Origin of the sequence: Nostoc sphaeroides (assembly GCF_003443655.1) — a bacterium.
In the GTDB taxonomy this organism is placed as follows: Bacteria; Cyanobacteriota; Cyanobacteriia; order Cyanobacteriales; family Nostocaceae; genus Nostoc; species Nostoc sphaeroides.
Genome location: NZ_CP031941.1, coordinates 1,856,497 through 1,878,611 on the forward strand (window position 1 = coordinate 1,856,497; position 22,115 = coordinate 1,878,611).

General features: G+C 39.8%; 25 protein-coding genes and 1 riboswitch. Of the genes, 10 read left to right on the forward strand and 15 right to left on the reverse strand.

Annotated elements, in window-relative coordinates; translation table 11 throughout:
* Positions 1-61: 61 nt before the first annotated feature.
* The 6 genes from D1367_RS08450 to D1367_RS08470 all read right to left on the reverse strand — a co-directional run bounded on the left by D1367_RS08450 (position 62) and on the right by D1367_RS08470 (position 3,772).
* Positions 62-403, reverse strand: coding sequence for a ribosomal eL19 family protein (locus tag D1367_RS08450; RefSeq protein ID WP_118165642.1), 342 nt, complete (start codon positions 401-403; stop codon positions 62-64).
* A gap of 65 nt (positions 404-468) precedes the next feature.
* Positions 469-1,842, reverse strand: a complete 1,374-nt coding sequence (gene thiC / locus D1367_RS08455) for a phosphomethylpyrimidine synthase (protein WP_118165645.1) — start codon at positions 1,840-1,842, stop codon at positions 469-471.
* Between the two features lie 7 nt (positions 1,843-1,849).
* Positions 1,850-1,946, reverse strand: a riboswitch (TPP riboswitch).
* Positions 1,947-2,026: 80 nt separating this feature from the next.
* Complete coding sequence (locus D1367_RS08460; RefSeq protein ID WP_118165647.1) at positions 2,027-2,242, reverse strand: DUF6887 family protein; 216 nt, start codon at positions 2,240-2,242, stop codon at positions 2,027-2,029.
* Complete coding sequence (locus D1367_RS33270) at positions 2,239-2,352, reverse strand: DUF6888 family protein (protein WP_420819799.1); 114 nt, start codon at positions 2,350-2,352, stop codon at positions 2,239-2,241. Before D1367_RS33270 ends, D1367_RS08460 begins: the two co-directional genes overlap by 4 nt.
* 179 nt (positions 2,353-2,531) lie before the next feature.
* A complete protein-coding gene (locus D1367_RS08465) occupies positions 2,532-3,008 on the reverse strand; it encodes a DUF2726 domain-containing protein (protein WP_118165649.1) in 477 nt (158 codons plus the stop codon).
* 5 nt (positions 3,009-3,013) lie between these two features.
* The gene (locus D1367_RS08470) at positions 3,014-3,772 is read right to left on the reverse strand and encodes a hypothetical protein (protein WP_118165651.1); all 759 of its coding nucleotides are present in this window, start codon (positions 3,770-3,772) and stop codon (positions 3,014-3,016) included.
* A 239-nt stretch (positions 3,773-4,011) separates the two neighbouring features.
* On the opposite strand from D1367_RS08470, the gene D1367_RS08475 reads away from it, so the two are divergent.
* The gene (locus D1367_RS08475) at positions 4,012-4,254 is read left to right on the forward strand and encodes a hypothetical protein (protein ID WP_118165653.1); all 243 of its coding nucleotides are present in this window, start codon (positions 4,012-4,014) and stop codon (positions 4,252-4,254) included.
* A gap of 30 nt (positions 4,255-4,284) precedes the next feature.
* A complete protein-coding gene (locus D1367_RS08480) occupies positions 4,285-5,505 on the forward strand; it encodes an RNA-guided endonuclease InsQ/TnpB family protein (protein ID WP_118165656.1) in 1,221 nt (406 codons plus the stop codon).
* 195 nt (positions 5,506-5,700) lie between these two features.
* On the opposite strand, the gene D1367_RS08485 is transcribed toward D1367_RS08480, so the two are convergent.
* The gene (locus D1367_RS08485) at positions 5,701-6,186 is read right to left on the reverse strand and encodes a protein tyrosine phosphatase family protein (protein WP_420819798.1); all 486 of its coding nucleotides are present in this window, start codon (positions 6,184-6,186) and stop codon (positions 5,701-5,703) included.
* A 277-nt stretch (positions 6,187-6,463) separates the two neighbouring features.
* Between D1367_RS08485 and D1367_RS08490 the strand changes: the two genes are divergently transcribed.
* Positions 6,464-6,961 (forward strand): GNAT family N-acetyltransferase, encoded by a 498-nt coding sequence (locus tag D1367_RS08490; RefSeq protein WP_118165660.1) that lies wholly within the window; start codon positions 6,464-6,466, stop codon positions 6,959-6,961.
* A 285-nt stretch (positions 6,962-7,246) separates the two neighbouring features.
* On the opposite strand, the gene D1367_RS08495 is transcribed toward D1367_RS08490, so the two are convergent.
* The gene (locus tag D1367_RS08495; protein ID WP_118165662.1) at positions 7,247-7,972 is read right to left on the reverse strand and encodes a gamma-glutamylcyclotransferase; all 726 of its coding nucleotides are present in this window, start codon (positions 7,970-7,972) and stop codon (positions 7,247-7,249) included.
* A 373-nt stretch (positions 7,973-8,345) separates the two neighbouring features.
* On the opposite strand from D1367_RS08495, the gene D1367_RS08500 reads away from it, so the two are divergent.
* Entirely contained in the window at positions 8,346-9,293 is a 948-nt protein-coding gene (locus tag D1367_RS08500) for a glycosyltransferase family 2 protein (protein ID WP_118165665.1), read from the forward strand.
* Positions 9,294-9,654: 361 nt separating this feature from the next.
* Here the strand turns inward: D1367_RS08500 and D1367_RS08505 are convergent, their stop codons facing one another.
* The 3 genes from D1367_RS08505 to D1367_RS08515 are packed head-to-tail and all read right to left on the reverse strand — an operon-like array spanning position 9,655 to position 12,605.
* Complete coding sequence (locus D1367_RS08505; protein ID WP_118165667.1) at positions 9,655-10,410, reverse strand: hypothetical protein; 756 nt, start codon at positions 10,408-10,410, stop codon at positions 9,655-9,657.
* A gap of 42 nt (positions 10,411-10,452) precedes the next feature.
* On the reverse strand, positions 10,453-11,196 hold the full coding sequence (locus D1367_RS08510; protein ID WP_118165669.1) for a ParB N-terminal domain-containing protein: 744 nt from the start codon (positions 11,194-11,196) through the stop codon (positions 10,453-10,455).
* The gene (locus D1367_RS08515; RefSeq protein ID WP_118165671.1) at positions 11,196-12,605 is read right to left on the reverse strand and encodes an AAA family ATPase; all 1,410 of its coding nucleotides are present in this window, start codon (positions 12,603-12,605) and stop codon (positions 11,196-11,198) included. The genes D1367_RS08510 and D1367_RS08515 overlap by 1 nt, the downstream gene beginning before the upstream one ends.
* 264 nt (positions 12,606-12,869) lie before the next feature.
* On the opposite strand from D1367_RS08515, the gene D1367_RS08520 reads away from it, so the two are divergent.
* Entirely contained in the window at positions 12,870-13,238 is a 369-nt protein-coding gene (locus D1367_RS08520; protein ID WP_118165673.1) for a zinc ribbon domain-containing protein, read from the forward strand.
* Positions 13,239-13,479: 241 nt separating this feature from the next.
* On the opposite strand, the gene nblS is transcribed toward D1367_RS08520, so the two are convergent.
* From nblS to purD, 4 genes are all read right to left on the reverse strand, one after another.
* Positions 13,480-15,426, reverse strand: a complete 1,947-nt coding sequence (gene nblS, locus D1367_RS08525) for a two-component system sensor histidine kinase NblS (RefSeq protein ID WP_118165675.1) — start codon at positions 15,424-15,426, stop codon at positions 13,480-13,482.
* 159 nt (positions 15,427-15,585) lie between these two features.
* Positions 15,586-15,930, reverse strand: a complete 345-nt coding sequence (locus D1367_RS08530; RefSeq protein WP_118165677.1) for a XisI protein — start codon at positions 15,928-15,930, stop codon at positions 15,586-15,588.
* Positions 15,918-16,334, reverse strand: coding sequence for a XisH family protein (locus D1367_RS08535; RefSeq protein WP_118165679.1), 417 nt, complete (start codon positions 16,332-16,334; stop codon positions 15,918-15,920). Before D1367_RS08535 ends, D1367_RS08530 begins: the two co-directional genes overlap by 13 nt.
* A gap of 121 nt (positions 16,335-16,455) precedes the next feature.
* Positions 16,456-17,754 (reverse strand): phosphoribosylamine--glycine ligase, encoded by a 1,299-nt coding sequence (gene purD / locus D1367_RS08540; protein ID WP_118165681.1) that lies wholly within the window; start codon positions 17,752-17,754, stop codon positions 16,456-16,458.
* A gap of 689 nt (positions 17,755-18,443) precedes the next feature.
* Between purD and D1367_RS08545 the strand changes: the two genes are divergently transcribed.
* The 5 genes from D1367_RS08545 (at position 18,444) to D1367_RS08560 (ending at position 22,106) form a co-directional block, all read left to right on the forward strand.
* The gene (locus D1367_RS08545) at positions 18,444-19,391 is read left to right on the forward strand and encodes an NAD-dependent epimerase/dehydratase family protein (RefSeq protein WP_118165683.1); all 948 of its coding nucleotides are present in this window, start codon (positions 18,444-18,446) and stop codon (positions 19,389-19,391) included.
* Positions 19,392-19,960: 569 nt separating this feature from the next.
* Complete coding sequence (locus D1367_RS08550; RefSeq protein WP_228674592.1) at positions 19,961-20,128, forward strand: hypothetical protein; 168 nt, start codon at positions 19,961-19,963, stop codon at positions 20,126-20,128.
* A 154-nt stretch (positions 20,129-20,282) separates the two neighbouring features.
* Positions 20,283-20,519, forward strand: a complete 237-nt coding sequence (locus D1367_RS08555; protein WP_118165685.1) for a hypothetical protein — start codon at positions 20,283-20,285, stop codon at positions 20,517-20,519.
* Positions 20,520-20,810: 291 nt separating this feature from the next.
* Positions 20,811-20,978, forward strand: coding sequence for a hypothetical protein (locus tag D1367_RS30625; protein ID WP_181985237.1), 168 nt, complete (start codon positions 20,811-20,813; stop codon positions 20,976-20,978).
* Between the two features lie 225 nt (positions 20,979-21,203).
* The gene (locus D1367_RS08560) at positions 21,204-22,106 is read left to right on the forward strand and encodes a hypothetical protein (protein ID WP_118165687.1); all 903 of its coding nucleotides are present in this window, start codon (positions 21,204-21,206) and stop codon (positions 22,104-22,106) included.
* Positions 22,107-22,115: the final 9 nt, after the last annotated feature.

A 22,115-nucleotide genomic window follows, 5' to 3' on the forward strand; every position in this document is an offset into this window, starting at 1 on the left:
AGTAGAAATAGCGCTTAACTGAACCGTATTGAATTATAGGCTGGGTGAGCGATCGCATAATTTAAATTACTTTGGAAAATACCCACCCAATCCCTAGCCCTATCAAGGTGATTTTTATATTCATTACCACTTCTTTATTCGGCAGTTGAGCCTTTTTACTCGGCAGTTGAACCTTTTTACTCGGCAGTTGAACCTTTTTACTCGGCAGTTGAATCTTTTTACTCGGCAGTTGAACCTTTTTACTCGGCAGTTGAACCTTTTTACTCGGCAGTTGAACCTTTTTACTCGGCAGTTGAGCCTTTTTACTCGGTAGTTGAGCCTTTTTACTCGGCAGTTGAGCCTTTTTACTCGGTAGTTCGCACACAAGAGGCGAAACTCTGGTTTTGAGGTAGGGGCAATTCATGAATTGCCCCAAAGCACGTCTAGTTTTGCGGATGAAAAGCTATTGTAACGACACAAGACAATCTGTTAGCCGTGAGTTACCGCCTCTTTCGCCAAAAACTTCTCTAATTCTGTCAGCGCATCAGCATCAACCTTGGTTTGCATTGGGCAGAACTTAGGCCCACACATCGAACAAAACTCAGCAGTTTTATAGATATCTGCTGGTAAAGTTTCATCGTGATATTCCTTAGCTCTTTCTGGATCGAGTGATAATTCAAACTGACGGTTCCAATCGAAGTTATAACGCGCCTTAGAAAGTTCATCATCTCTATCTCTTGCACCAGGGCGATGTCTAGCTATATCAGCCGCATGAGCCGCTATTTTATAGGCAATCAACCCATTCCGCACATCTTCGGCATTTGGTAAACCCAAATGTTCTTTGGGTGTTACATAACATAACATTGCAGTACCGTACCATCCAGCCATTGCTGCTCCAATAGCTGAAGTAATATGGTCATAACCGGGAGCAATGTCTGTCACCAATGGCCCCAAAACATAGAAAGGTGCTTCAGAACACTCTTCCATCTGCTTACGGACGTTGAACTCAATTTGATCCATTGGGACGTGTCCAGGCCCTTCCACCATCACCTGTACATCATCTTCCCAGGCTTTGCGAGTTAACTGTCCAAGGGTTTTTAATTCAGCTAATTGTGCTTCATCTGAGGCATCATGGGTGCAGCCAGGACGCAGGGAATCTCCTAAACTGAAGGAGACATCGTACCTTTTGAAAATCTCAATAATATCTTGGAAGTGGGTATAAAGCGGGTTTTGTTTGTGGTGATGCAACATCCACCGCGCCAAAATACCGCCGCCGCGAGAGACAATACCAGTAATGCGGTTTCTCACCAAAGGCAAATGCTCAATTAAAATTCCAGCGTGGATAGTTTGATAGTCTACTCCTTGCTGGGCGTGCTTCTCGATGATATGGAGAAAATCATCAGCAGTCAGATTCTCGATAGTGCCGTGGACACTTTCTAAAGCTTGATAAACTGGCACTGTACCAATAGGAACTGGTGAAGCGTTGATGATGGCGGTACGAATTTCATCCAAATTACCGCCGCCTGTGGATAAATCCATCACGGTATCAGCACCGTACTTCACCGCTAGATTCAGTTTATCAACTTCTTCCTGAAGATTAGAAGAGTTGGGGGAAGCGCCGATATTAGCATTTACCTTACATTTAGAGGCGATGCCAATAGCCATCGGCTCTAGGTTAGTGTGATTTATATTAGCTGGGATAATCATTCGTCCCCGCGCTACTTCGTCACGAATGAGATCAGCCGGGAGATTTTCCCGTTGGGCGACGTAGTGCATTTCTTCGGTGATAACACCTTGGCGGGCGTAGTGCATTTGAGATACATTACTCTGCCCACGTCGTTTAGCAACCCATTCTGTCCGCATATTGTAATTCCTCAATAAACAGCTTCCCTCCGCTGGTATTACCCAGACTCAGGTGTTAAGGGTGTGATCTCAGCCTCGTTATATAGGCACCCCTAGCATGGATGTAGTGTACCACCTTCGTTATATCTGGGGGCAAGGGTATTAAAAATTTGTGCTGTTTTTTCGGAGTCTGGCGATGTCTACTCTACGACGGGCTGCGCCTACGCTGTTTTTGTTGAATAATGTCTAATATTGCCTTGTGGATTTCTTCTGGAGTCATTGATGCGGGATAAGTCGCAGAGGGAGGTTTTGCCGTCAAACGATCCGCAAGTGCGTAAAAAGCCTCTTGATCATCTTGGTGTGCGATGACGTAGGCGCGTAATTCTGCCTTGCTCATAGCATCAAAGTTTGTTTTACTCATGGATATTCCCAGTTGCCATCACGACTAATCAGAATTTCTATATCTTCTCCAGCCAAGATGAATATTTTTCCAGTGCGCTCATCGTAAATTGGTTTGTAGGTATTTGTCAAAAATTGACACAGGTAGACACATTTTAAGGCTTGTGCTGCTGTTGGAAGGATAACCGCTCCTTTGATATAAAAGCTTATTTATATTTTATAGTAATTTAATGGAACCAAAGCGATACCATAGTCTGCTAATTTTGCCTTTGCTGAGATTTATGGTTATTGCCGTGTAAACATCTTGTGGTTTAACAAGCTGTAAGTCCAACATCAGAAGAAAAAGATTGTTCGCAATACTTTCTAATTAGGGCTTGGGCATTTTCTCGTCGGTTTCCTGTAAATAAATTACATACTACTTCTTCAGATTGAGAGTAAAGATGTAATAATCCAAAGTCTTTCAACCGTGAATAAAGTAAGGGAATCTCTGCAAGAGCGAGTATAGTTGCTTTTTTGCGATCGCGCTCTTTTGCCTCATCTGAGTCATGATATGAAGACTGAAAATCTACAACCAAACAAGGTTTATAATCATGGTTTGTTATTAAAGCATCCACATTAGAGCTAAAGAAAAATCTTTTTAGTTCCCAATCAATGCTATCATCTAGTTCGCAAAATTGGCATACGCTAACCTGTGTATGAATTTTATAACTATCATCTACACAAGTTTGCAAAAACTCTAGCATCCTTTCTTCGTATGCATTAACTAGCCTTCTTACTTTGACAGACATTATTGTTACTCCATGAGGATTTTGGCAAAATAAGTAATAAATTCTTCTAAAACTTCTTTGGAATTTATAATTACCTGATATGCATAATTAAAAAGCTTATCTTTACCTATGTCGCCCTTACCAATTTTTAAGCAGCAGTCACTATTATCCAAAGAGTTTGAAAGTGGATGCTTCCTTATATATTTGTTTTGGATTATATCAATGAGTTCCATATCATTAATATTCTGAATTTTAGAATCAGAATAAGCATTTTTGGCTTCATTATAAGCTATGCCATCAAAATTTAATTCAAAATCTCCTGCTATTTGTCCTTGAAAAGTTGCTCCATATTCTTTACTTAAATCAAAAAAAACGTTTTTTTGGCTAGGTATGATCCAATAAAATTTTGATATTTCCTGAAACATTGTTACTACATTTTTCAATTCAGGCATTTTTGTCAAAAAATTGATTGAAAAATTTAGCTTTAGCAAATATGGCTCTAATATCTCCTGAGGAATAGAAATGGATAAACCTTCTTTTCTTTGAGCCAAAATTAGCTGATAACGTTTAGCTCCTTTTCTAGGATTTTTCAGTTTATATCCTATGTATTGAGATGTGCGTTTTTCCTCAAACTTGTTATAAAAACCAAGTTTATTCAGCAGACTGGTAGCCAAAGACATTAAATCTTCTCCGCCTTCAATCACCTGAATATTTGTTGAAATCAAACGAGGTACGCCGTTTTCTACCTCAAAACGCTGGATGACATCGTATATGATTTTTGACATTAGCTATTTCCCAAAAACCTTAGGTTAGGTTCTTGTAAATAGTGTAACGCTTATTCTGAAATAATCCAATAGTCTTAGATAAGATTTTTAGATTTTCTGGGAAGTGCTTATTTACAGGGTATACTTAAGGCGATCGCACCCCAATACTGCGTAGGTTTTGAAGATTTGTAGGTTGGGTTGAACTTTAGTGTTACCCAACAAAGCCCTGGAAATGCTGGGTTTCGTTCCTCAAACGCCACGTGCTTCAAGTCGGGGAACCCGCCCAACGCAGTGGCTCCCCAACCTACACATTTTTATTTTTTAGCCAAAACCTACGCAGTATTGGATCGCACCCTCACACCCTTCAAGCAAAAGCTTTTAACCACCAGTTATTATGGGGCGATCGCCTTTACCGAGTTATCCGTGCCGGGAAAGCCCCTAAATTCTATTTATGGGGGCACATCAGGGGCGAATTTATTCGCAGTGATACTTCTCTATTGTGATATAATTACGTTAGTGTATTCAACGTAATGATGCTAGTATTTGAGGCAAAATTGGAAGGAACAAAAGAACAGTACCAATCGCTTGATCAAGCGATTAGAACTGCCCGTTTTGTTCGCAATGCTTGTCTTCGGTACTGGATGGATAACAAGGGCATTGGGCGATATGACCTGAGTAAATTTTGCGCTGTTCTTGCTGCTAACACCGAGTTTCCTTGGGTCGCCAAGCTGAACTCGATGGCAAGGCAAGCTAGCGCTGAAAGAGCGTGGTCTGCTATTGCTCGATTTTTTGAGAACTGCAAGAAAAGCAAACCAGGGAAAAAAGGTTATCCACGATTCAGGAAAGAACAGACAAATGGATCTGTTGAGTACAAGACCAGTGGGTGGCGGCTCTCTGAAGACCGTAGATACATCACTTTTTCGGATGGTTTTCAAGCAGGAACTTTTAAGCTTTGGGGAACTCGTGACCTGCATTTTTATCAGTTGAAGCAGTTTAAGCGCATTCGCGTTGTGCGTCGTGCAGATGGTTATTATTGCCAGTTTTGCATCGACCAAGATCGAATAGAAAAACGACAGCCAACTAATAAAACAGTTGGGTTAGATGTTGGTTTAAACTATTTCTTGACTGATAGTGATGGAAACCAAGTTGAGAATCCCAGACATTTAAGAAAGTCGGAAAAATCGCTTAAACGGTTGCAACGTCGTTTCTCTAAAACTAAAAAAGGTTCTCAGAACCGGACTAAGTTTAGAAATAAATTAGCCCGTAAGCACCTCAAGGTAAGTCGCCAGCGTAAAGACTTTGCTGTTAAGACGGCAAGGTGCGTAGTGATGTCTAACGACATCGTGGCATACGAGGACTTGAAGGTGCGAAATATGGTGAGGAATCATCACTTAGCCAAGTCAATTAATGACGCAGCGTGGACACAATTTCGGCAATGGGTTGAATATTTTGGCAAAGTGTTTGGTGTGGCAACTGTTGCAGTTCCACCCCACAATACAAGTCAAAATTGTTCTAACTGTGGCGAGATTGTCAAAAAATCCCTTAGCACTAGAACTCATTCTTGTCCTCATTGTAGGCACACCCAAGATCGGGATTGGAACGCGGCGCGGAACATACTTGAGATCGGACTCCGTACCGTGGGGCACACGGGAACGTTAATCGTCTCTGGAGACATCGACAAGAGCACAGGTGGGGAAACTCCTCTGGATAAGCCGAGTCGTGGAAAGAGAAAACCTAAGAAGGCAACTTCTTAGAATCCCCGCCATTTATGGCTGGGGTAGATGTCAATTTGTACATTGCCTCATCCACTGCCCAGTTGCGCGAATTGTACCTGAGTAAAAGAAACCTCTAAAAAGGCTTTACTACGCAAAACCGTCCCTCTCCGATTTGGAGAGGGACAGACTTGAACTTTTGTTCAAGGCAGGGAGAGGTTTTTCAAACTCGTTGTCTCAGCAAGTAGGCACAGTTACTTGCGCGTGTTTATTAACGTAGTCCACAAATAATTGCTTCAGCCTGGGACTAACGCCAGCATGTTCAAAGAATCCAAAACCGAGATTCTTAGCTCTTGCTAAGGTTTCCTCTGGTGTTAATCCTTCCTGGATAGCGATACTTAAGAGTGCAATTCCAGTCGATCGCATTCCGGCTGCACAATGCACAACTGCTGGTTTAGGGATTTGTTCGAGTGTCCTGAGAATTTTGGTGATGGCCTCTTCATTCAAATTTTTTAAATCCACCTTGAGTGGAACATTCGTATAATGCAGCCCCAATGCTTCCGCTACTTTTTGCTCATCCTGGGAAAATCCTAGCTCATCTGGCGATCGCAGATTTAGAACGGACTTAAAACCTTCTTGAATAGCTTGCTCAAGCTGTTTTGGTATAACTTGTCCTGTTGTTGTCAAGTATTCATTAATCTGTATGGCGTTGATCACATTCACTCCTTTTCAATTTCTAATGGCTTCCAGCTTGGTAAATAGTCTAATCAGCAAGCTTTAAGAAGATATTCAAATAAGCACCGCAAAATTAGCCAAATATCTAAAGATATTGCTTGATTAATTCAAAATCTGTATTTTTAAGCTGGTTATTTTATTGCTTTATCCATAATATACGGTTTGTCGATAGATTTAAAGTAGATTAAAACATGTTATAGTTTTTACGTATCAAATTACGGTAACTTATATTTTAGGAGTTGTCATCGATCGAATTACAGAACCTATGAGCTATAACGAAATATCTCTTCGGCCTGCCCAAGAAACAGATGCGTGGGTGCTGAGTGCAATTCATATTGCTGCCATTAAAGCTCTGCCTGCAACTTTTTACACCCGAAAAGAACTTTTAGCTTGGCGTAATAACCGCGACAAACCTGATGGTTCAAATATCTTGAAGAGTATGAAATTGGAAACTTTCTGGGTTGCGATCGAGGGAGATGTTGTTATAGGTTTTGCTAGTTTTATTGTTGATGAACTAATTGGGCTGTATGTCCATCCTAAATATCAAGGTAAAGGGATCGGGCGTGCTTTAGTTCAACATTTTTGCGATGAAGCAATTGCTCAAGGTATAGATAAGGTAATTACAACTGCTAGCCTCTATGCCGAAGGGTTTTATTTACGACTGGGATTTACTGCCATCCAAAAAGCACCTCATTATTTAAGAAGTGGAATAGTTGTCCCAGTTACTAAGATGAGTAAAGTATTAGCTATTGCACCGAAATAAATTTGAGCCGATACTAAGAAGATTTTCAATAACTTTAAAAATGCTGGTATTAATATTATTTTTCTTCAAGCTGCGATAGCTGTGGTTTAGGAAACTTTTCTTACTGGATTGAGAAACTCCAAGAATATTACTTGAGAAAAACAGGAATGAAATTATTTCCTGGAAGTTTAAATATTAAGCTAGATCAACCTTACCATCTCCCGAAAAATGTAATTCGTCTGGAAAAGGAAGAATGATGTCAGTGGTTAGAAAGCGAACCCTCTATATTGGGGATGAGCGCTCATATCATGGCTGTTGCCCGTAAATAGGCACTAAAGTAAAGCGATCGCCACTAACTAAAAGCGCTTGTTGTTTTGCCAACACTTGTTTGCGTAACAAAAGTAATTGTCTATCTTTAATGCCTTCTGCCATCAATCCCTCAACAGTTCTCATGAGATAATCAGCGCAGGAACCTAATTTTCCAGATGCGGTAGCAATGCTATTAACAGTAGTTGTTAATGGTATCTGATGAGCGTACCTGGGATGTTGGCGATTGGCAACAAAGGCGATCGCTTGGAATTCCTGTGTACCATCAAACACCTTTACCCAACGAGCAACGTAGACACCACCTAACATCTCCCGTCGCCAAATCAGCAGTAATTCGGATGGTACATCAGCAGCCGCAACCCGATAAACAACACCACGACAACTACCCCCTCGATCAAGTCCTAAGAGTAATCCGGGATTTTCTGGAGTACCACGAGCCAGGATCATCCATGTACAGAAGCGCCGATGCCAACCATAAATGATCCCAGCACGGCGCTCGACGTATGTGATTAAGGGATTCCAAATTAGCGAACCGTAGGCAAATATCCAGATATCAGAATTTGGCGGTTGCTGTTGTAGTGTTTCATCAAGCGATCGCTGTAATTCATCTTCGCTCAGAGTTGTTAGCTTTATTCCAGAGTGTGATGCTTCTAAGAGTCTTGTCTGTTCATTTCCAGCTTCGAGATCGCTACGACTCAGTGACATAATTTAGATTATTTCCTGTTTAACTGCTGTTTGCGGGTTTAAGTCCCCCGGTTCAATAAATAGGCAAGTTTTTTACTGGGGTTGAAATCCCCATTACAAAACTTAATTACGTTAGCGTAGCGATAGCGAAGCGTTAGCGACGCAGGAGCGTCGCGTCATTACGAATTACGAACTTGTGCCGAGCGAAGTCGAGGTATTACGAATTATTTTAATGTTCTTGTCCCGTTGGATAAACGATAACACAGCATGGGTTTTAGCAATGCAAACAAACAACGGGTAATGTTAACATCATGCAAACTATACCAATTTTAAATCATTCGTGAAAATTGATATAAAATTTTTATTTACTCATATTCCTAAAATAGTATAAAATATGCCTAAAATTACTGTTTGCGTTCCTACTTTTAATCGTGTTCATCTCCTCCCTTATGCGATTGACAGTGTACTTAATCAGTCTGAGCAAGACTTTGAGCTAATTGTTTGTGATGACGGTTCTAGCGATCGCACACCTGAGTTAATGTCACAGTATACAGACGATCGGATTAAATATATCCGTCATCTGCAAAATATTGGTAAAAGTAATAATATGCGATCGGGCTTTGATGCAGCCAGTGGTGAATATTTTATTAAGTTTGATGATGATGATCGGTTAACACCCGATTTTCTCGCAAGTACCGCAGCTATTCTTGCTCAAGACTCTAGCATTGATTTTGTTGGTACAGACCATTGGATAATTGATATTGATAATGTGCGGGATGAGGTAAAAACTCAAGAAAATTCTCATCGCTGGGGTAGAAAGAATTTACCAGCAGGTGTTGTAGATAATTTGTTGGAAGTTGTATTTATTCAGCAAAGTTTTCAAGTTGGGGCGACATTATTTCGCCGTAAAACATTGCAAGAATTAGGATATATGCAGCCAAATCTGCAAAATTGTGAGGATAATGATTTATTTGTGCGTCTGGCTTTAGCTGGAAAAAAGGGTTATTACTTACCAGAATTATTGATGGAATATCGCTCTCATGCAGAGCAGCAAGGTATCAATCGGGCTATTCCTTATTTATATGATAAAATACGATATTTAGAAAGTTATAAGTTTGAGTCAGAAAAAATTGAGACAATCAGGAAAAATCGTCTAACTGAAACGCAATTATTATTAGGTTTGCGTTTAATTGAAAAGGGTGAAACGCAAAAAGGGAGAGAGCTAGTTTTAGCAGGACAGTCTTTTTCAACTTCTAAAGCTTGGACTGGTTTAGGCTTATCGTTGTTACCAGTTGGGTTGCGAGGTAAGGCGTTTAATGCACTGCGACAGGTGCGGGGTTAGGAATTGACATATTCTACAACTGAGTTTTACCTTAGAGACTTCAAAGAATAGATTACTCAATAAAAATCAATGCTGATTTTATTTTTTGGAAGTCCCTTATAGCGAAATACAGTTCAGTTAAGCATTTTTTTCTTCTCTCTGTGCCTCTGTGGTTCGTTGTTAAAAAAAATGACTTTGATAAAGAGTTTTAGGGTTAACTGAACCATATTGCCTTATAGCGGTTCCCATTCAGATGCGGTACAACATTATATCGCGAGGTGTAAGGGCACGGCACTGCCGTGCCCCTACGGGTGTACCTCACGTAAACAAGAACCGGTATATATGGAAAAGCTAACGCGAAACCGCAAAGAAATTGGAAAATCTACCTATTTTGTGGAATAGTTGGGGTAGGTTGGTAAGTTGAGTTGGATCTCAGTTGACTAATCACGAAGAATGTAGCAAGAGTTAATGCTATAGATACAAGTGCGATCGCTAAAGAGTTAGTCTTCCAAAAGCTCAGTTTTCCTTGTGTATAAGCCCTATTGGCTATATTCACTTCCCGCCTAGCTTCTTCTAAAATTGATTGGAGCGCATTTATCTGCTCATCTTCCAGTTTTGCATATCTATCTTGTCTAAAAGCATTTTCTAGAATTTTTACTTTTTCCTCAGAAGATACTTGAGCAAGTTCTCTCTTGACAACTTCATACGGATTAGTTTGCTTTACAGGTTGTGAAGATGGAGTTTGAGAGTTTGGTTGAAAATTTTGTTGAGGAAATTTCTCCAGTTTCTCATGTTTGACGGGTTGTGAGGATTGATTTGGCAGAATTGGTGGTTTAATCGGAGTATCTTGTCGAATTTCTTTTTTGGTGAAACTGTATACGTTATTTTGCGTTACAGGTTTAGCTGATTGGTTTTGAGGTGTTCGTGGTTGAGTTGGGATACGCTGATTATTACCTATTTCATTTGTCTTCAATGACCATTTGTACTCACTATCTTGGACAACCATATTCTTCAATGAAGAATATAAGTAATGATTGACTTCCCGTCTTTCAACTCCCAGCATATCAGCAATTTTTACTGCTCTTAGGGGAGTACCACGTTTTAATATTTCAACAATTTTAGATTCCAGACTATCCATATTAGCCCCGAATTATTCTTGCAATTAAGATGTGACTAAATTTTAAATAAACAAGGTACGTGACCAGCTATCAATAATAGCAATCATTTTATCGCTAGTTATACCTTTAATTTGTCTTTTCCCACTTGTAATTTTTACCCGTGCAACTACATCATTCAAAGATGCAAACGGTTTTTTATTACGTTCTTTTTCCACACTTTCAGTAACCTTAGTGGCTGTTTGATTGCTAAAACCAGCATTTACCAATCTCAAAGTCAGTTCTGATAAACTTAGAGTATTAAATACATCTAAAGGTCTAATTTGCTTGGGTATCTGACTTTGAATTTTATTTAGCTTATTTTCTACCCTTTCTCTTTCTTGTGCTAATTCTGACCTAAAATCATTGAGTTGTTTCTCAAGGCGCAATTCCAGATTTGCTATACGCGATGATTCTAAATTTGTTGTTTGAGTTATGGGATTTACTGGTTGATTAGAAAACTCGACCCCTCTAAGGGCAGCAGCTTGCTTTAATATTGCTTCCTCTTTCTCTGGCGAAATAATCAATGCATTAACCATTTCACCAGCAATAGAGTTTTTTTCACTAGCTCTTACGGCAGCATAGTATTCAAAATGACCATTCACTACTTCATATTTTTCAAAGCCAGTCTTTTTAAGTACTAAAGGTTTTACAATTCCACCAGAATTTAAGATCATATCTGCAATCATATTTAAATCAGATTCTGAGAATTGCGAACGCGGAACATTGGAATTAACACTTTCAACATCTACCATCAAAAACTTCGTCATTATTGTATCTCCATTTTTCTTAGAACTTCTACAGCTAAAAACTCAAATTCAGCAGCAGCTATATTTGCCGAAGGTTCGTTATCAGCAAAATCTAAAATAGATTTAGGATCGGGAATCTCCAGATTTCCTAATGGTATAGTTCTGTTAATACAAGCTGAAAAAGCTGTCCTTTCAGAAATAGTACTATCCATAAGAGGTAATTCATAACGGTCAGTAATCACACCTTTATGCTTATTTAAATTATACTTAAGATATTGAGCATTAGTTGATATCTTAGAGGGAAGCACGCCCATAATTTTGATAGGTGCTTGACCTTCACCTTCCCTATTTTCAGATATTTTTTGTTGAATAAAATTTTTGACACTTATCAAACCTTGATTAGAAAATGGTTTTAAGTCTGAAGGAATTATTAAATAATCAGCAGCAGTCAGCGCCGCTTCAGCATAGAGATCCAAGGATGGTGGCGTATCGATAATTACAATATCATAATCATTTCTGACTTTTTCTAATTTTCTAGATAGCCGAAACCGACTAGCAGCGAAACCGACAAGGTTAGATTGATTTTCAATTAAGCTTATATGTGATGGAATTACATCAATTTCTGGGTTATTAAAAAAATGAGATTTCCGAACAATCTCTGGTATAAAATTAGTTTTACCTTGTTCTAATATATGATAAACATTGCGGTCTTTCAAATCATCATCTTCTTCAAATTGAAATTTAATTAAACCAGTAGCAAAAGTTGTATTAGCTTGAGCATCTATATCAATTAGAAGAATTCTTTTTCCTTTCTTACTCAAGGCTGCTGCCAAATTAATAGCAACTGTGGTTTTACCTACGCCACCTTTATGATGGTAAATTGCAATTGTTTTCATTGAATGTTGCCTCTTGGTTTCAATACTAAAATCAGAAATAACTTGAATTGGTATTTTATTACTTTGAATATCTTTATTATCCAAATTAAATTGGATAGATTTTTCCTGCAAACTGTTTCTACCAATTAAACCTTTAATATTCTCTAATTTAGTCTCAACTTCTTTGCCAGAACATTGAAATACTAATTGAATATCAGTCTGTAATTTTTGATAAATTCTAATCTCTTTGCCATTAGTCAACAATCCATACCTGACATTTAAGCTGGTTAAATAATGCCTGAGTCGAGGGACATGATGATTTAAGTTTTTTTTGGGATGCTTTGCCTCCATGACGACACTTAAGGGCGAATTGGCATCTAAGACAAAGGGAATCACTTGTGCAGCAAATGCTAAAAAATCTAAGCGGATGCTACCAACGGCAACCTCTTGATGCCAGGTGTCAGGAGTATAACCTAGCTGCGGTAGCAAATATTGCACTATGAGTTTGCTTTCAACTTCGCTTTCGTTACGGCATAGCTCAGGATTAAAAGGCAATATTTTTCTACCTCTAAATAATTATTGGACTTGGGACAAAACCTCATATTTGCTAGATTATGGCATAGCCTTAATTATTTGGAGTGATAGAAATCACTTAGACAAATCTAAAAATTCATCATTAAAGTAGTACTTTTACTGATAAAATAACCAATTTGAAAAGCTAGCCATATTCAAAATTAACAGGCTACGCATGTATTTCCCCATTACTCCTGTAAATGGCTAGAATCAAAGAGTTTACTCAACCTATTTGCGCTAAAGGTTTTGGCTACTGTATCTTGTCCCCACTGCCATCAACTCGTTGATAGTCAAGCTATTAGTTGTCCCTATTGCCGGACGACACTCAAAGCTTACGGTCATCCCGGTATTCCATTGCACCGCGCTACTGGGGGTGGGTATCTATGCGACACTTGCACTTATCACGCTGATGATACTTGCAATTTTCCTCAGCGTCCATACGCTAAAGAGTGTACCCTCTACCAAAATATTGAAGAGACAAAGTTAGAGTTGCAACAGCAGCGTTACACTAACAGTTTTGCGGTAACTGTGAAAATTTGGGTAAAACAAAATCAGGCTTTGCTGTTACTTTTGGGTTTATTATTGGCCTGTTTGTTCTTCAGTCTGGTAACTTAGGAACGTGATTAAATAAAATGCAAAACTTCATCTTGTCTCTAGCCTCCCTCTCCTTTATAACCACGGTGTACACACAAGTCCTAAAAACCTAGCTTGATGAGGTTTTTTTTGTTCCCATGCTCCGTATGGGAATGCATTCATTGAGCCAGAGACTCAATATTTAACTGGAGGCAGAGCCTCTAATCAGCATTCCCATGCAGAGCATGGGAACGAGGAACGAGATATGCGCGATCGCTAACCTTCAAGTTGTGGTGATTTTGGATGCTTCCGCAATAGGTTCAACTTGTATCGGTAGCGCTTTTTCTTCAAAGGCGGCTAAGTCGAACCAAAAAGTGGTGCCAATGCCGACTTCACTCACTAGATGGACTTTACTACGATGTCTGTCAATAATATTTCTGACAATCGATAAACCTAAACCCGTGCCTTCTAGGGTGTGAACTCGGTTTTCTACGCGGAAGAAGCGTTCAAAAATTGAGTGTTGATCTTCTGTGGCGATGCCAATTCCAGTATCGGAAATTTCAATCCGTACTGGAGCAGATTGGGTGTGACTGGGTTTAAAATCTAGTCGGTAAGCGCGGATTGCCACTTTACCACCTGCTTTGGTGAATTTGAGGGCATTACCAATTAGATTACCAAACACTTGTACTAACAGATCATAATTACCCATTACTAGCGGCAAATTAGGAGCAACTTCTTGAAGGAGTTCAACACCTTTATCTTTAGCATTGAGTTGGTAAGTACGCAGTGTTTGCTCGATCGCTTGGGCTAAATCTACACCATCGAAACTGTAGTTGCGACCAGATTCGAGTTTTGACAAATCCAAAACATCGTTAACTAGGCGGGTTAGGCGATCGGTTTCATGGTTGACTGTTTGCAGAAACTCTTGGCGTTCTTTTAAAGCTAAGTCTTCGCCGTAGTCGTGCAGGGTTTCAATATAGGTTTTGATGTTGAATAGAGGCGTTCGCAGTTCGTGAGAAACGTTGCTGATAAATTGGCTTTTTGCATCGTTTAATTCCACCTCACGCGTTATATCTTGGACGGTAATCGCAATGCCTTTGATACTTTCCCTTTGCACATTGAGTACTGTAGTCAAGAGAATGCGGATCGTTCGCGGGGTGGGTTGGTTAATAAAAATTCGGAATTCGGCGCTTTCACATTCGCCTGCTGCCATTTCGTACAAAGGGCTAGTGATTTCCATTTGTACTGATGCTGGCAAGTGATGTAACACATTGCAGCCTACCACATCAGCGTTTTCCCAGCCAAATATTCGCCGCGCTGTGGGGTTGACTAAAATCACCTGCATGTTGTTATCAATCAACACAGCACCATCTGCGATTGTGGAAACTAGGGTTTCTAGTTTGGCTTTTTCTGCGGTCAGTTCCTCAATATTCTGTTCTTCATAGCGCTCTAATCGCTCTCCCATTTCATTAAAGCTTAAAATTAATTCCCCTAGCTCTCCCCCTAAAGGTAAATCAATGCGCTGCTTAAAATTCCCGGTAGCAATTTGCTTCACCCCCACCAACAGTTCTTTAATGGGCTTGGTGATAGTCAAAGCGTTAATCACTCCTGCCAAAATCACCATTACCCAAATGGTGATAAAAACGGCAATGGTGACATCGCGGGTAAAATTGGTAGAAATGACAGCAGTCTGATTGGGGTTGATACCGATCGCTAATACACCTAAGTATTTTTTATTGACGATCAGGGGAATAAATACATCGGTGACTATCCCATCTGGGGTTGTATGTTGCCGCACCATCGGCTTTTCCCCATCACCAGGGTAATCTTCTGGTAGTTGGATTCGCCGTTTAATGGTAAGGGAGTTTTCTACCTCAGCTTCCCAAAAAGGAATGCCAAAAAATATTTCCCCGGTTTCATCAGCGTAGAGCATATAACGCACACTAGAGGTGCTGCTGTAGAAGCGTTGAGAAAATTGGGCAACCTCACTCAGATTATTGTCAGCAACTAGGGGAGCAACGTTGGCAGCAAGTAGCAGCCCCAAGTCGCGGCCAAAGCGGGTGTCATTCATCCGCGCATCCTGCTGAATTGTATTCACAGCCCAGAAGGTCAGACCACTCATCACCAATGAGACTACCATTGTAGCCACAGCCAATAATTTGGTCTGGAGTGTGAACTCCGACCACCAACTAGCGATCGCATGTCGAATTGTTTTTAACAGACTTAGCATCTTAAATAAAGTTGTTATTAGTCTTTGTTATAAAGCCCAACAACTAAAAAATTAACAGTAATTTGACAAATATGTTAGGGCATTGAGCATTGGGCATTGGGCATCAGTAGCAAAATACTTCTATTGTCTTAAATACCCCATTGTAAGAGGGCGCGATCGCTACAATGCTACTGCAAAATCTGTGTACTGCCGCATCTTAGGCTCATGGAATGCCAAAACTATATCTTCTTTGGCAACACCTGCACGAACTAGGTCAGTTGCGATTCCATCTTCAGTCCAATCTTCCTCAATCCAAAATTTGCAATCTCGAATCCGAACGTAGACAGTCATACCAGTAATGCGTTCGCCATTTTGCCAACCAAGGTTCATCCAGATATAGTGACCCTTTGGCTCATCAATAATCAAGAATGTTTCCATGTCTCGGTTATGACGACGGTTACATAGTTCTACATACTCTGTCAGGATACGCTTAATTATCTTGGGATACTCAGTTAATTTATCCATTGTGTGATTTGCTCTGTTTCTGTATCGACAACAATAAGTGGAAGTTGATGTTTGTGGAGGATGAGTTGAATCACATCCTGGTTGAAAAAACTTTTATAAATGATCGCACCAACAGCAAGGTAAAGTTTACGGTCTGGTGCTGTTTCCTCTAAAAGATAACGGTAGATGTCATACTGTCCGAGAGCTTCTTTCAAATCTTGTATCTTTGATGCACCAACAAAGCTTTTCACTTCAATAACAAGTTTTTGCCCATCTCGTTCAGCCCCGATGGGACGTTCAGCACCGAGATCAGCATATAATGTTGTTCTTCGATACTGAATTATGTAGGGATCGTCTGTAATCACCCAACCGTCCTTTATCAGTGCATTTTTTACCGCGTTATGGATAATGTCTAACTTGGGCATAGCTTAAGTATAAGTCAGCCTCGTTGCGTCATGGAAATTAGCGCCAGCTTTAAGCTGACATTAGGCTGCATTTGCAACGCAAGAATCACCCGCAGATCAACTACAAACATCAGGCGATCGCTTATGGATTCTCCCCCTGCTTCCCACTCGCCACTCTATGCCCAATATCTCTACGGTAATAGATCCCTTCAAACTGAATATGTTTGATACTAGTGTAGGCTTGGGCGATCGCTTGCTGAAAATTTTCTCCAATTCCAGTCACATTTAATACCCGACCCCCATCTGTTACTACTTCTTGTTGCTGGTTCAATTTCGTACCTGCATGAAATACAGTTGCTCCGGTTGCCTCTGCCTCATCAATGCCGGTAATGACCTGACCTTTCTCATATTCTCCTGGATAACCACCTGAAGCTGCAACGACAGTGGCTGATGCTCCTGCTTTCCAAGCAATGGGCGGCAATTCACTCAATCGCTGTTGTACACAGGCTAGAAGCAACTCTTCTAAGGGTGTTTCTAACAGTGGCAAAATCACCTGGGTTTCAGGATCACCAAAGCGACAGTTGAATTCTAAAACCTTCAAGTCGCCATCGGGTGCAATCATTAATCCAGCATACAGTACACCTCGGTAATCAATGCCTTTAGCTCGTAAGGTGGCGATCGCTCTTTCTAAGACTTCTGTTTGAATGCGTGCCATCAACTCTGGCGTAGCAATGGGTGCTGGGCTGTATGCTCCCATGCCACCAGTATTTTCTCCCGTATCGCCGTCACCAATCCGCTTATGGTCTTGAGCTGGCAGCAAGGGTCTAATTGTTAACCCATCCGTTAACGCTAAAACTGATACCTCTTGCCCAATCAAACATTCTTCAATGACGACAAATTCACCAGCACTGCCAAATTGTCCCTGAAAAATTGCATCAACGGCACTTTCAGCCTGTGCAACTGTTTCAGCTACTATTACGCCCTTACCAGCCGCCAAGCCATCAGCTTTGACGACAATTGGCGCTCCCTGAGATTTAATGTAAGATTTGGCTGCTACCGCCTGTGTAAATACCGCAGCCCGTGCCGTTGGAATTCCCGCTTCTTGCATCAGGGCTTTTGCCCAAGCTTTACTCGCCTCAATTTGCGCTCCTGCTCTGACTGGGCCAAATACCATCAATCCTTTGTCTTGGAGGTAATCTGTGATTCCCTTAGACAGGGGGACTTCTGGCCCAACTATCACCAGAGTTATCCCATTTGAGAGAGCATATCGGCTTATACCCTCAAAATCATCTACTGCTAGGGGCAAGTTCTGGCAACGTTCCATACTTGCTGTGCCCCCATTGCCTGGTACACAGATAACTTGCTCAATTTGCTTAGATTGCAACAGTTTCCATGCCAGAGCGTGTTCGCGCCCCCCATTACCTACAACTAAAACTTTCACTAATTTCCTCGTGTGTCCCTTGCGAAACGAGAATGCCTTAGCGCTCTCGCGGATCAATTTTTTCATCAATTCTTACACTTATGCAAGCCCTCTCATGATTAAAACTGACAATTGAGCGGTATCTGAAAAACCTCTCTCTAAATCTCTCTCCTAAAAGGAGAGAGACTTTGAATTTTCCCCCTGCCCGCTTTGGGAAGGGGGTTAGGTTAATCGTTAGCTTTTCCACATAACCTGAATTGTCAGATACAGCATATTTCAGGTAAATGAGGTACGGAGGTAGGGGCATGGCACTGCCATGCCCTTACAATTATCTGTACCTCACCAACTTGCAATCTGCTGTAATTAAAAAGGCTGAGGAGCAGGGGAGGTAGGGGGGAATTTTAGAAGTTGCCAAATCATTCTGCTTTCTCTGCAACGCCGAAGAAATATAGCTATTGAATTTTTACTGTATTTATTTTTAAAATCCAACTTAGTGAATTAGCATAATTAGAAATTTTATTAATTGCAATCAGTAAATAAATATACTTATATTTTTCCAATCAAAGGATAATATTTAAGTATTTATGATGAGTTTTTTAAGTATTTCAATAATTGAGTAAAAAAAATCATCTTCAGGTAATGACGATTATTGGTTACAAGTATTAACCTGTGAATATGGAGATTAATGAAAATATCAAAAAATAGGCAACATGGCTAAAATTATTGTTACTGGATCTGCTGGGTTTATTGGTTCTCATCTTGCAGAAACATTGCTGCAACAAGGAGAAGAAGTGATCGGGATTGATGAATTCAATGATTACTACGATCCGATGTTAAAGCGTAAGAATATTGCACACTTACATCAGTCACCTGGCTTTACATTAATTGAAGGAGATATGCAGTTTTTAGATTGGCACAAACTCCTAAAAGATGTTGATATAGTTTACCATCAAGCGGCGCAAGCAGGTGTTAGAGCAAGTTGGGGTAAAGCTTTTCGAGGTTATACAGAACGCAATATTAATGCTACACAAGTTTTGCTAGAAGCAGCTAAGGATGCTAAACACCTGAAAAGGTTAGTCTTTGCCTCTTCATCTAGTATATATGGTGATGCAGAAACATTACCTACCCATGAGAGAATTTGCCCTCAACCGGTTTCTCCTTACGGCATTACGAAGTTAGCATCGGAGTTTTTATGTGAACTATATCACAAAAACTTTGGTGTGCCCTGTGTGACATTGCGTTATTTTACAGTCTATGGCCCCAAACAGCGCCCAGATATGGCATTTCATAAGTTCTTTAAATCGATTTTGCAGGATGAGGCGATTCCGATTTACGGCGATGGACAGCAAACGCGAGAATTTACCTTTGTTAGTGATATTATCGCCGCTAATTTAGCCGCAGCGATCGCACCCGTTGCAGTGGGAGAAATCTTTAATATCGGTGGCGGTAGCAGGGTAGTTTTAGCAGAAGTCTTAAATACGATTGAAGAAATTGTTGGGAAACCTATCAAAAGAAACCATATAGAAAAAGCGATGGGAGACGCCCGTCACACGGCTGCTGATGTATCTAAAGCGCAGAAAATTCTTGGATATCAGCCGCAAGTTTCCTTGAGAGAGGGTTTGACACAGGAATGGGAGTGGATTAAGTCTTTGTATTAGACATTTCCAGAAATTAAATATGCGTTATCTAGAACCCTTGTTTTGACGTAGGAATGCTACGTCAAAACAATTCTTTTTGACTCCTATGTTTATTCCCTATCCTCCTAATTTTCCTCATCCCCCTCATCTTCACTTCGGTTATGCAAACCGTATCGACTCAAACCTATAAGCTAATGAGCATTTAAGTTGCATAACACCAGGGCTGTTCGCAAAGCGTTCCCGCAGGGTAGCCCTTACTACAAGCGAATCAGTCTGGAAAAATGAATGACGATTAGCTTATTTATCAATTCACTATTTTGTTATTCTGTCAATGCGTAACTCCTAAATTATACAGTTTTCTGCACTTAGGCGATCACCTGAGTGCATTTTCCAGAGATGAAAACTGCACGCACATAAGCAGAAAAGTCCGATGTGTAAAATTAATTTCTCATTTAATCTATAACTTATCGCCAACAGTAATATTACTGACCGCGTACCAATGAGGTGATGAAAGATTTATGGAAATACCCTGTGGGAGGCTTTTAGAAATGCACAGAACAGTACAGAAGAACGCAAACAATCATTAGTTTATGAAGAAGAATTTTGGTAAAACCGTCGTTGTGTTTGCAGTAATTGCAACGCTAACAACAGGGTGTCGCTCAACTGATGAATACAAAAAATTTGCCAAAGCAGGAAATGAATATGCCAATGCAGTTGATAAATTACTTGATGCTGCTAGTGAAAGATATCGAGTTTAGAAAAAAATATCTAATGCGATCGCAAAATTCCGAAATTGACTAATTGGGGAGTGTAGAAAGAAATAACAGCGATTTTACTAATAGCGCAACGCTAAGTAAAGATGCATTCAATAGTTGTGTTAATCAATCCTAATATTATCCTTCTGGAGGCTCTATGAATTTTATAATTCCGAATGAAAATAGCAAACCCAATCCCAGTCCTAACAGTACTAACCCAATTGAAAGCAAACTTATGGCAATGACTAGTAAAGAAGATTTAGAGAAAGAATTAGACTCAGTTCGTGCTAATTACCAAAAATGGCAAGGCGATCAAACTGCAATAATAACACAAACTAGACTGGCGCAAATTATTCATCTCCGTGCTAATCAGATAGGAATTCAACTAACGTAACCAACTTTATATTGTGTATAGGTCAAACAAATTTGCTTTTTCCTATTCACAATTAGCAGTGTTTTGCTTCCGGTAAGCTTATCTGACTTTTCACGGGATCTGGAAAACCTCACTTCTATTTTTCTCTTCTAAAAGGAGAGAGATTTTGAAATTTCCCCCTTACTGCATCGGGAAGGGGGTTAGAGGGTTAGGGTATTTTGTGGCTTTTCCACATAACGTAAAAAGTCAGGTAAGTTTATGGTATTAACGTTAACCTCCAAAGTTAATAAGAACGCAAACAATCATTAGTTGATGAAAAAGACTTTTTGTAAAACCGTCGTTGTATTTACAGTAATTGCAACGCTAACAACAGGGTGTCGCTCAACTTATGAATACAAAAAATTTCCCAAAGCAGGAAATGAATATGCCAATGCAGTTGATAAATTACTTGATGCTGCTAGTGAAAGATATCGAGTTTAGAAAAAAATTTCTAATGCGATCGCAAAATTCCGAAATTGACTAATTTGGGAGTGGAGAAAGAAATAACAGCGATTTTACTAATAGCGCGAGGGGAAGCCAATATGAATCCTTTTCCGGGTTTGTTGATTCCATTCTGAATCATCACAGATTTACTTGTATCAAGCTTATGCCCTGAGATTTTTTTACTTAAATTCCTACTTTTCAAACATCTTAATTGTACGTTTTATGCTTAGAAAGGAGATTACTATCAAATCTAAATTTGTTATTAAGGCATCAATCATCTCTTTGATTGGAGCTTCATTAGTTGCCTGTGGTGCTTCTCTAAGAGAATATGAAAAATTTGCCAGGGCTGGACAAGAATATGCAGCTGCACTAGATACTTTATTAGTTACATCAGGAAATTATGCTGTTGATGCAAATTCGGAAAGTTTGCTGCGTAACCGTTTAGAAGATGTCAAAAAGCGTCAAGAATACTATAGGAGTTTTACTAAACAAGATAAGGACTGGCTTATGTTAATTGGACGAATGCGCCAACATACCGCTTTACTCCAACGCTACTTTATTGCTTTAGAAAATCTAGCAACTTCGGATGCTCCAATACAAGCACAAGAAGTTACTGAGGATATATTCACTCAATTAAATAATGTCAGCACTGATATTAAAGGTAATTCTGTTTTCTCTGACAGAGCTGGTTCTGCTTTATCTGAAATTCCTAAAATAATATTGAGTAATAAAATTAAAGGTGCGTTGAGAAAAGAATTAGAGCAGAGGAAAGAAACAATTTATAAAGAACTTGAACTTCAGGAATCAGTGCTTAAACTTCTTACTATTCAACTAACAGAAGATTTAAAAAATATTCAAAATCATCAGGAATATCGTTTACTCCTCAGACCTTATACGGCTGCCGATCTAATTAGCGATCCTGACGCATGGATAGAAAGACGGCGGAATATATTGACGATGACACTTTCGATAGAAGCTTTGAATGATGCTAGTGAATCAGCCAAAGACTTCAAAGAAGCTTTTAAGCTGCTCCTAGAAGATAAATTTACTATTGCACGCGCTAATGAACTTTTATCTGATATCAATTCCCTAGTTAATGTAGCCGAAGGAATCAAAAATAACTAATAAACCAAA